The sequence below is a fragment of the Caldivirga sp. UBA161 genome, from assembly GCF_002506515.1.
GTDB lineage: Archaea > Thermoproteota > Thermoprotei > Thermoproteales > Thermocladiaceae > Caldivirga.
This window is the reverse complement of the sequence record NZ_DAXS01000044.1, coordinates 1-9,753: the sequence shown is the minus strand read 5'-3', so window position 1 is coordinate 9,753 and position 9,753 is coordinate 1. Positions and strand designations below refer to the sequence as shown.

Below are 9,753 nucleotides of genomic sequence, written 5' to 3'. Positions count from 1 at the left end.
TTATAAACACTACCCAATGAGGGCGATGAAATTAATTTCATTGTGAAACCATACATCAATGGGCATGTTCCTTCAAGGTAAGTTAACGGTAAACCCTTTTAAAGTAGTATATTAATGATGAACATATGGGGTTTAGCCAGAATTATGGTTACTTTGAGCAGTTTAACGATGAGTTAGCTAGGTTTTACAAGTACTTCGACTTTGCCTTCTATTGGGCATACTGGAGCGTGTCTAGGGTACTTAGAGGAACCGTTAAGAGTCCTGCTAGGGTTCTTGAGATTGGCCCTGGTACAGGTAGGTTAGCTAACATGATTAGTGGCTTAGGGTACCTTGTTGTGGGTGTTGACGTGAGTTTACCCATGGTTAAGCGGGCTAAGAGGTTTTGGAGGCCAGACTTCATTAATGGAGGTAGTTGGAGATTACCAGTACGGAACAGTTACTTTGATGCCGCTGTGGCCGTCTTCACAATGCATCACTGGGGTAATCATGAGTTATCAGTGGCTAGTTTACGCGACTCCCTGAAGCCAGGTGGTGTGTTTATTGCTGCTGAGGTTGATGGGGATAAAGTAAGTGCCCATGGCCATTCATGCACCGTTAAATGCATTAACGATGCCCTATCACCGTACTTCACGCTTAAAATTAAGAAATCCTTCCCACTAATACTGGCTATAGCCAAGAGGAGGTAGGTGTTTAACTGCATTCACCCTTAAGGCCCTTTGGTGGTGTTACGCCTCTCTGCCCAAGGTACTTACCCTGATACTTAGCCTCACCTATTGTTTTAGCTAAGACTACGTGGAGGAACCTCATACCTGGCCTGAGGACAAGGTAGTTGCCGCTATTGTTAATAACCTCAATGGTTATGTTACCCTCAAAACCAGTATCTATTATCGTAGGCGGTACCCCTAGGCCATATCTGGCTAAGGTTGAGCGTAGGTTGCAGAAGCCTATTATGTCCCTTGGGAATTTAACGTACTCCATTGTAGTTAGTAAGGCGAAGCTCCTAGGCGGTATTATTATCCTACCATCCTTAGCCTCCACAATGCTAAATAAGTGCCTAGTTGATTCAAGTTCACATGGGTCAATCACCTGATTCTCGAAGGCGTATATTGCATACTCATTACCAACCCTTAAGTCTAAACCATTCTCCCTAACAACATCCTCAGTGAAGGGTTCAATACCTAAGGAACCATCCTTAATAAGCTTAAGTATCTCCCCCCTGGCAAGTATCATTAACGCAACCTTAACAGGTAGGTTATTAAAAGCTATTACTCAGCATGAACTTAATGTTATAAAGTATTAAAGGGATAAATTAATCTATGGTTAACTCCACTAATCCTGAACGTAGAAGAATCCTAGCCTCATTAGCCCTTAGTGGTGGTGCATTACTACTGGGCGCCATGGGTGAGTACATGGGTAATAAAGCATTAACGCAGGTTAATGAATTAGAGTCCCATTTAAGGCATGTTGAGTCAACCATCCAGAACTCAGCATCCTACATAATTTACCAGGATTCATACGGTAAGGTTTACGCTAAGAATGGGAATAATGGGAATGTGGATTTCGAAGGCCTAGACGCCAGTAGCGTTATTCAAAGTGCAATAAACGCCATAACCAGTGAAAATACTCAAGGAGTAATATACGTGAAGGCTGGGCAATACCCACTCTCCAGGCCCTTAACATTAAGTCCAGGGGTTTCAATTATCGGCGTTTACCCAGTGAGGAGCAATGTGTACCCAGCTCCACCTGACTGGCCTAATAGTGTTATTTACGGTGGTACAGTGTTTACTGGGGACGGCACCTTTGATGCATTAATTGGTGATAACGTGATGGGTGTAGCCTTAATTAACTTAGGCTTCAGGAACTTTAGAAACGCTGTTAACCTAGGCTCCCCTGATTCCCTTGGGATCGCCTTCTCAGTTATAAGTAACATATTCATTGATTACCCTAATGAGGATGGGTTAAGAATAATGAACTTTGAGCATTTACTAATAAGTAATGTGCAGGGCATACTTAACCCAAGCAGTAAGCTACTTCACTTAATAAACAATAACAGTAATTGGGATGGGGGCAACTCAGTTATTACTGAGGTTTACGCTGTTGGGAATCCACTATACACTGAGGGTGTTATTCACCTTGAGGCTGTTGAGAATGCCCTCGGATTCATGGTTTTCATAAGGCCTCAGGTTAACATGCTTAATGCTGGTGGTAAGGGTATTGGTATACTTCTTGAAAATAAGACAAGTAGGAGTGATGGATTATCTAAAATATCAATGTATAGTATTGATGTCGAGGGGCCTGTGGAGGAGGCCTTAAGGCTTGTTGGCGTTCAGGATAGTTACTTTAATTTCCACTTCTCCTGGTCTGGTCAAGCCTGGACCGTGCACTTCATGGATAATGATAATGGTGTACCATCAATCTCAAACATAGTGACCGCACCCTTTGGCAGTATACTGAGTGATAGTGCTTGGGAGAACATAGTGATCATGCCTTGGATAACTAGGATAAGCGCAACCCCACCTAAGACGGCGGGTATTTATGGTTTAACAATAGTTAAGCATCCCTTAACAGGAGCCACTAGGCCAGCCATATATGCCGGCGATGCGTACTCGGTTTTCGACAACATGTACTCCATGTATGAGCCAGGTAGGGGTATTAAGGGGTATGTTACAATACCGCCTGGTCAAGTTAAAGTCACGGTTAAACATGGGTTAAGGTTGAAGCCAACCTACATATTATTAACCTCCCATGCAGTTAATGGAACCATACCTAAGGTTGCCGTTGATAACGTTAATGATGTGTCATTTGACGTAGTTCTTGATGAACCGCAGGCAAGTGAAGTGAAGGTGTATTATTATGCCGGTACATTTCCGCAATCACAGTGATTACGATGTTCCTGAAGCCCAGTTAATGATTCCCCTCCGTAATCACTATATGGGTGGTGGCTTCAATTAATGTTCAGCATTACTCTACGTTAAGGGCATTAAACCACGCCTATGGGTTACTCATGTTGGCTAGTAGTTTAGGTAACTCAGTTAAATCACCTATGATGTAGTCTGGCTTAACGGTTAGGTTAACTTTCCTCCTGTTTACGAAGACTGTCTTTATTTGACTTAACTTACCTCCTATTATGTCCTCAATGAGCCCACTCACTATTAATGCGTCATCCTTACTAATCTTAGCCCTATATAATGCTGCATTGAATATTCTTGCATTAGGCTTACCAGCCCTCGTTAAGTCTGAGCTGATTACGCCCTTGAAGAATCTTAGTAGACCGTTCTTGAGTAGAATCTTCTTAGCTATATCATTATCTAGGTTAGTTAATATGTACATTTGCACTCCAAGGTTACTTAACTCATTTAAGGCTGGCTCAACGTCATCGTAAATCTTAGCCACAGTAACGAAGGCGTTGGCTAAGGCATCACCCCAGTACTCAAGCTCCCTACCACCTAGGCCTAGGGAGTATTTCCTAATGACCGTTAACATCACATCCCTAGCAAGGCTTCTAAGCGACCTATAGTTACCTGAGGCCACTAATTGATTATACCTACTTAACCACTCATTGGCTATTAAGGTGGCGACATCATCCTCACTGGCCTTAATATCCACTTCCCTCTTAATCAGTGAAGCCATTTCCTGGGCAAAGCCCTCTAGGCTTGCTAAAGTGTCCATAACCTCCATGAATAATACTACCATATGTTAGATCACTAATGGCTTAATTTATAAAATTATTCCCCCAATAAAACCTAGGATGATGACCATCAGCACTCGGCAAATTCGCCACCAATCCGGCGAGGTCTCCCACTCATCATCCATGGTTCAAGTGCCTAGGAGTTTATTAAACTAACTAGGCTTAGTTAAGGTAAATTTAAATTAATAAGCAAAGTAGGGGACGCGTGTGCGGTATTGTAGGTGTAGCTGGTAACATTGGTGAGAGGCTTGGTTCAGCGCTTAAGAGGTGCCTTGAGAGGCTTGAGTATAGGGGTTATGATTCAGCAGGCATTGCAGTGGCTGGGGTTGGGGGGATTACCATTAGGAAGGGTAAGGGGAAGATTCATGAGGTTGACGCTAAGTTCAACTTCACGGCATTAGATGGCCTAAGTGGTATTGGCCACACCAGGTGGGCAACCCACGGTAAGCCAAGTGATGAGAATGCCCACCCTCACGTTGACTGCACTGGTGAGGTTGCGGTTGTCCACAATGGTATTATAGCTAATTATAGGGAGCTTAAGGGGCAGTTAATAGCAAGGGGGCATAGGTTCATCAGTGACACTGACACTGAAGTAATAGCACACTTGTTTGAGGATTACGTTAAGGCTGGTTTACCAGCCCTAGTAGCTTTAAGGGAAACCATTAGAAGGCTTAAGGGTTCATACGCCATAGCCCTACTATACTCCCACGAACCTGATAAGGTTTTCTTCGCTAGGAACGTGTCACCATTAGTAATAGGGGTGGGTGAGGGCTTCAATTTCCTGGCAAGTGACATACCTGCATTCCTAAGCTACACAAACAGGGTCATAACCCTTCACGACGGCGAGTACGGTTACTTAACACCAAGCAGCATCTACATTGAGAGGGACGGTGAACCAATTAACGTAGAGGATAGGGTTAGGGTAATTAATTGGAGCCCTGAATCAGCGGGTAAGGAGGGTTACCCACACTTCATGCTTAAGGAGATTCATGAACAACCCAGGGCCCTTAGGGAGACTTGGGCTGGATTAGACATGGATTACGTTAGTAAGTTGGGTAAGGCCATTGCTGAGGCTAGGAGGGTTTTCATAACGGCCAGCGGCACATCATACCATGCTGGGTTGGTGCTGGATTACTTACTGGCTAGTTTAGCAGGCTTAGATACTCATGCCTTCAATTCCTCCGAGTACAGGAAGTACGTTAAGCTGGTTAGGGAGGGTGATGTACTAGTTGCCATTTCTCAATCAGGCGAGACAATAGACACCCTAATGGCTGCAAGAGTCTTCAAGGAGAGGGGAGCTAGGGTTCTGGCTGTTTCAAACGTTGTGGATAGTACAATACCTAGGGAGAGTGATTACCAATTATACACCAGTGCTGGGCCTGAGATTGGTGTGGCAGCCACTAAAACCTTCACAACCCAATTAATGATCCTCACTGCATTAGCTGCTAACGCTGCATTACACAGTGGAGGTATGGGTAGGGAGGCTTATAGCTTAGTGATGAATGAGCTTGAGCAGGTGCCTGATCTTGTTAACACAATGATAATCAACGCTGAGGCTAGGGTTAGGCACATTGCCAGTAAACTTGCGGTTAAGGCCAGTGCATACTACTTGAGTAGGGGTATTGGATTACCCATAGCCATGGAGGGGGCGCTTAAGGTGAAGGAGGTTGCCTACATTCACGCTGAGGCTTACCCAGCGGGTGAAAGTAAGCATGGCCCAATAGCCTTAGTTAATCAGGAATTTCCAGTAGTATTCACGGTCATTGATGATGATTACTTAGATCCCCTTGAGGGCAACGTAATGGAGATGGCGGCTAGGGGGGCCTACACAATAGGTATCTTACCGAGGAGGCACTACGCTAGGTTGGGTAAGGTCTTCACGGAGGTTATTCAAACCCCTAATGCCTCACCTTACCTACTCACCATTATTCAATCCATACCACTGCAATTACTGGCTTACCACACAGCAGTATTAAGGGGTTATGACCCTGATAAGCCAAGGAACCTGGCTAAAACCGTCACTGTGGAGTAGCTTGAGGGGGCGTAATGTTATTAAGACTTAAGCGGCTTAATACACAATGAGGGGGAGCTTAATAGGAGTAGTCTTCGCACCTAATGGGGTTGAATTAAGGAGCCTAAGTAATGAGCCGAAACCCATGGTTAACGTTATGGGTAAGCCACTCCTAACTCACGTTGCGGATAATTTAAGGTCAATCGGCGCACTCAGGGTCCTTGCGGCTGTTGAAGATAATGTTAACGTTGAGGGGGTTGAATTAAGGAGCCTAAGTAATGACTACTGGAGCACATTAGCATCAATTATTAAGGAAACACCAAGGGGATCCACAATAGTGTTCTCCTCAACAGAGTACTATGTTCCGAGGGAGGCCTATGAGGCCTTACTCAACACGCACCTATCAATGGGCTATGATGCAACAATGCTAGTTACGGCTGTTGAGAACGTTTCCGGTGGAGTAATGATTCAAGTTAACGGTGAGGGCAGGGTTATGGGCTTAGGCAGTGGTATGGGGCCTGGTTACCTATTCCTAAACCTAATGGTTATTGAACGTGATGCGGTTGAAGCTAAGGGTGAATTAAACTGGGGTAGTATTAAGGCTGGTGTCCATCTATGGAATGGCTGGTTCACTAGAATTAACTCACCCTGGAGCCTACTTGACTTAACCAGGAACCTACTCTCAGGCTTAAGGGAATCCACAATATCCACTAAGGCTAAAATATCGCCGAAGGCATCAATAGAGGGCCTAGTGGTCATTGATGATGACGCGGTTCTTGACCACAACTGCACATTAAGGGGGCCAGTGTACGTTGGTAAGGGGGCTTACGTGGGTACTGGGGCATTGCTTAGGAACCACACCTCCATTGAGGAGGGGGCGGTAATAGGCGCCAACGCTGAGGTAACTGAATCATTGGTGGGGCCTAGGGCAACGGTGGGTAGGGGATCATTCATAGGCGCCTCATTAATAGGCCCAAGGGCCGTTGTGGAGCCGGGTGTCGTAACATTAACAACAACACTAGGTAGGAAGATTGGGGTGGTGATAGGTGGAGGCGCTAGGGTTGGTGCTAATAGTGTCATTAAGCCAAGTAGTGTGGTTAAGCCAGGGGAAGTGATTAATCCTCTAACATACTATGGTTAAGGGTATTAGGCGTATTTCAACTTGCCTAATTATCCTAATGCAGCCACGCAGTTGTTAAAATCCCTTAAGCCTAAGGCGTTACCTGTGAGTAGTATTGGAGTGGCCTTCAGGGTAACCACCTTCGGTGAGAGCCATGGACCAGCAGTGGGCGTGGTCATAGATGGTGTTCCAGCCGGCATTCAATTGAGTGAGGATTACATTAGGAGTGAGCTTAATAGGAGGAGGTTCTGCCACATACCTGTTTTAAACCCGAGGTGCGAGGATGAGGATTTTCAAGTGCTTTCAGGGGTTAAGGATGAATTAACCACAGGTACTCCAGTTGCCATAGTGGTGTGGAATAGGAGGGCTAAGTCGGATTACTACATGGATATTTGGATGAAGCCAAGGCCAGGCCACGCTGACTTAGCCTGGTACCTGAAGTTCGGTAGGCTCTACGACTTTAGGGGTGGGGGTAGGGCGAGTGGTAGGGAGACTGTGGCTAGGATTGCGGCGGGGGCTGTGGCTAAGGCTATACTTAACCAAGTTATTAACGTTGATGTCTCAAGCCACCTCATTGAGCTTGGGGGTGTATCAATAAGTAGGGATGATTACACATTCAGCGACGTGGTTAAGTCCTGGGAGAAACCCCTACCAATGGTTGATGATGAAGCTGTTAGGAAGGCAACCGAAGTTCTTGTGAAAACAGCCACAGAGGGGGATAGTGTCGGGGGTATTGGTGAAGTATTAACCACTGAGGTGCCTCCAGGGCTTGGTGAACCAGTCTTCGATAAGCTTAAGGCTGACTTAGCTAAGGCAGTTATGTCAATACCAAGCGCCACGGGTATTGAATTCGGCCTAGGCTTTAAATTAGCTAGGATGAGGGGTAGTGAGGCTAATGATCAAATAGTGCTTAAGGATGGCAGACCAAGACTTGAGACTAATAGGGTTGGTGGCCTACTTGGTGGGATGAGTATTGGTGAATCAATTAGGTTTAGGGTAGCCTTCAAACCAACGCCAAGCATTAGGAAGCCTCAGAGGACTGTTAACCTTGAGAAAATGGCTGAAACATCAATAACATTCACAGGTAGGTATGATGTATCCACAGCCCCAAAGGCAATCCTAGCTGCAGAAGCAATGACAGCAATAATACTAGTAGACCACGCAATAAGGGCAGGCTTAATACCTAGAGTTGTGAAAAAGTGAACTATCCCCTCTTTAAGGGTGGGTTTACTGCCTCATTGCCTCACCTTACTCCTCAGCCATTGGCTAATGAGCATTGAGTGGGTTCTTTAGGCTTTGGAGGCGGCTCTTACCCTGTATTGTTGAAACTATTTTTAATTACCCTAAGCGCATTAATGCATAATGCGTAGGGAATCATTACTTTGGATTAGGGCTGCTGAGGATGATTTAATTGACGCTGAGATAATGCTTAAGGCTAGTAGGTGGTTTAGGGTTGCTTTTCATGCTCAGCAAGCTGTTGAAGAAGCCCTTAAGGCATTGTTTTTTATTGTACGTAGGGAGGAACCACCTAAGATTCATACGATTACGGAGTTGTACAGGATGCTTAAGGAATCAGGCTTCACGCTACCAAGTGATCTTGAGCATCAGTTATACGTGTTTAATAAGTACTATACTGTTACGCGTTACCCTGATGCGGCAGGTGGATTACCCAGTGAATCTGTTGATGAGGTTGAGGCCAGAAGAGCTTTAGAATTGGCGAAGAGGATAGTTGAGTATGCTAAGCAATATACCGGGGGAGGCCCTTAGAGACATTGAGTTATTCTTAAGGAAGATTAATGAGCAATTTAAAGTTAAGGAAGCCTACTTATTTGGTAGTTTCGCTAGGGGTGATTGGTTGAGGACAAGTGATATTGATTTAGTTATAGTTTCCGAAGATTTTGAGGGAATGGGGTTCTTAAATAGGCTTGATGCCCTTAATAAGATTCAGTGGGATTTAGGGCTTAAGCATTTTATTGAGGTAATTCCATTGACACCACAGGAATTCCTAGAGAGGTTGCAGTATAGTGCCGTGCTTAGGGATGCGTCTAAATACTGGATTAGGATTATTTAATTAATGCACTTTTATAGGCATTAGGAAGTTTTCAATCCTATGAGCTCTAACATCAGCAATACCTACCTTAATCCTCATACCATTGAGCGCCTTCATTAGTCTCAAGGGAATTCCTTAGCATCAGCACGTATTCTTAACCAGCTTTCTTAATAATCTCATAGGCAGCCACACCAGCTACAGTAGGTGATCAAGGGTACTAATCCCTTAGGCATTATCATAGTGGTTACTGGCATTAATCCTATAATACCTTATAAATACATAACTAATCCTCAGTGGGAATAATTAGCCTTATATGATTAAGGAATCAACTAAGATAATGTAGCGTAATTTAATTTCCCAATTAGGAACATATCATAAGAGTTTAAAATAAAAACTAGTATCTGAATACTATGGAGGAGTTAATTAGGATTGCTGAGGAACATGGCATCGACATTGAGGACCTAATAATAATTGCCATAAGGAATAGGAGTAACGACCCATCAGAGTCGATACGGTTAAGAATTGAACTTGCTGAGAAGTTTATAACTGAAGCCAAGGAGAGGCTGAACGCAAGTGACGTTATGCAGGCCAGCGAGAAGGCATATAAGGCTGCTGAGGAAATTATAAAGGCGCTTGCTGAGAAATTAAACACGAAGGAGTATCAACTAGCCATAAGGGAGGGCAGGTGGTATACGTATTACTTATCATCAGTGGCTTCAATATATGATTGGAGTAGGAGGGGCTGGTCATCAGCTTACCTGCTTCATGTATGGGGCTTTCATGAGAATAGGTTGGATTCTAATTCAGTGAGGGAATACATTAAGGATGTTGAGGAGATGATAATTAAGGCCAAGGAAGAGCTGCTTAAGTAGTTATAAAGAGGC

The 9,753-nt window shown here is 44.4% G+C and carries 10 protein-coding genes; 8 read left to right on the top strand and 2 right to left on the bottom strand.

The genetic code is table 11. The annotated features are described in order from the left end of the window. Nucleotides 1–125 precede the first annotated feature (125 nt). A complete protein-coding gene (locus tag BP896_RS05140) occupies nt 126–686 on the top strand; it encodes a class I SAM-dependent methyltransferase (protein WP_291766427.1) in 561 nt (186 codons plus the stop codon). A gap of 4 nt (nt 687–690) precedes the next feature. Here BP896_RS05140 and dcd read toward each other — a convergent pair whose 3' ends face one another. Next, the gene (gene dcd / locus BP896_RS05135; protein ID WP_291766425.1) at nt 691–1,230 is read right to left on the bottom strand and encodes a dCTP deaminase; all 540 of its coding nucleotides are present in this window, start codon (nt 1,228–1,230) and stop codon (nt 691–693) included. A gap of 86 nt (nt 1,231–1,316) precedes the next feature. Here dcd and BP896_RS05130 point away from each other — a divergent pair, with 86 nt between their 5' ends. Further along, complete coding sequence (locus BP896_RS05130; protein ID WP_291766423.1) at nt 1,317–2,882, top strand: hypothetical protein; 1,566 nt, start codon at nt 1,317–1,319, stop codon at nt 2,880–2,882. 109 nt (nt 2,883–2,991) lie between these two features. Here the strand turns inward: BP896_RS05130 and BP896_RS05125 are convergent, their stop codons facing one another. Beyond that, complete coding sequence (locus BP896_RS05125; protein ID WP_291766421.1) at nt 2,992–3,693, bottom strand: HAD family hydrolase; 702 nt, start codon at nt 3,691–3,693, stop codon at nt 2,992–2,994. A gap of 200 nt (nt 3,694–3,893) precedes the next feature. Between BP896_RS05125 and glmS the strand changes: the two genes are divergently transcribed. The 6 genes from glmS (at nt 3,894) to BP896_RS05095 (ending at nt 9,741) form a co-directional block, all read left to right on the top strand. After that, nucleotides 3,894–5,720 (top strand): glutamine--fructose-6-phosphate transaminase (isomerizing), encoded by a 1,827-nt coding sequence (gene glmS, locus BP896_RS05120; RefSeq protein WP_291766419.1) that lies wholly within the window; start codon nt 3,894–3,896, stop codon nt 5,718–5,720. 46 nt (nt 5,721–5,766) lie between these two features. Continuing rightward, complete coding sequence (locus BP896_RS05115) at nt 5,767–6,840, top strand: nucleotidyltransferase family protein (RefSeq protein WP_291766417.1); 1,074 nt, start codon at nt 5,767–5,769, stop codon at nt 6,838–6,840. An 84-nt stretch (nt 6,841–6,924) separates the two neighbouring features. Continuing rightward, nucleotides 6,925–8,022, top strand: a complete 1,098-nt coding sequence (gene aroC, locus BP896_RS05110) for a chorismate synthase (RefSeq protein WP_291766415.1) — start codon at nt 6,925–6,927, stop codon at nt 8,020–8,022. A gap of 159 nt (nt 8,023–8,181) precedes the next feature. Further along, nucleotides 8,182–8,586 carry a HEPN domain-containing protein gene (locus tag BP896_RS05105; RefSeq protein ID WP_291766413.1) on the top strand — a complete coding sequence of 135 codons (405 nt, stop codon included), beginning with the start codon at nt 8,182–8,184 and terminating at the stop codon, nt 8,584–8,586. Then, nucleotides 8,555–8,890 (top strand): nucleotidyltransferase domain-containing protein, encoded by a 336-nt coding sequence (locus tag BP896_RS05100; protein WP_291766411.1) that lies wholly within the window; start codon nt 8,555–8,557, stop codon nt 8,888–8,890. Before BP896_RS05105 ends, BP896_RS05100 begins: the two co-directional genes overlap by 32 nt. Before the next feature lie 389 nt (nt 8,891–9,279). Next, entirely contained in the window at nt 9,280–9,741 is a 462-nt protein-coding gene (locus BP896_RS05095) for a PaREP1 family protein (RefSeq protein WP_291766409.1), read from the top strand. The last annotated feature ends 12 nt before the right edge of the window (nt 9,742–9,753 follow it).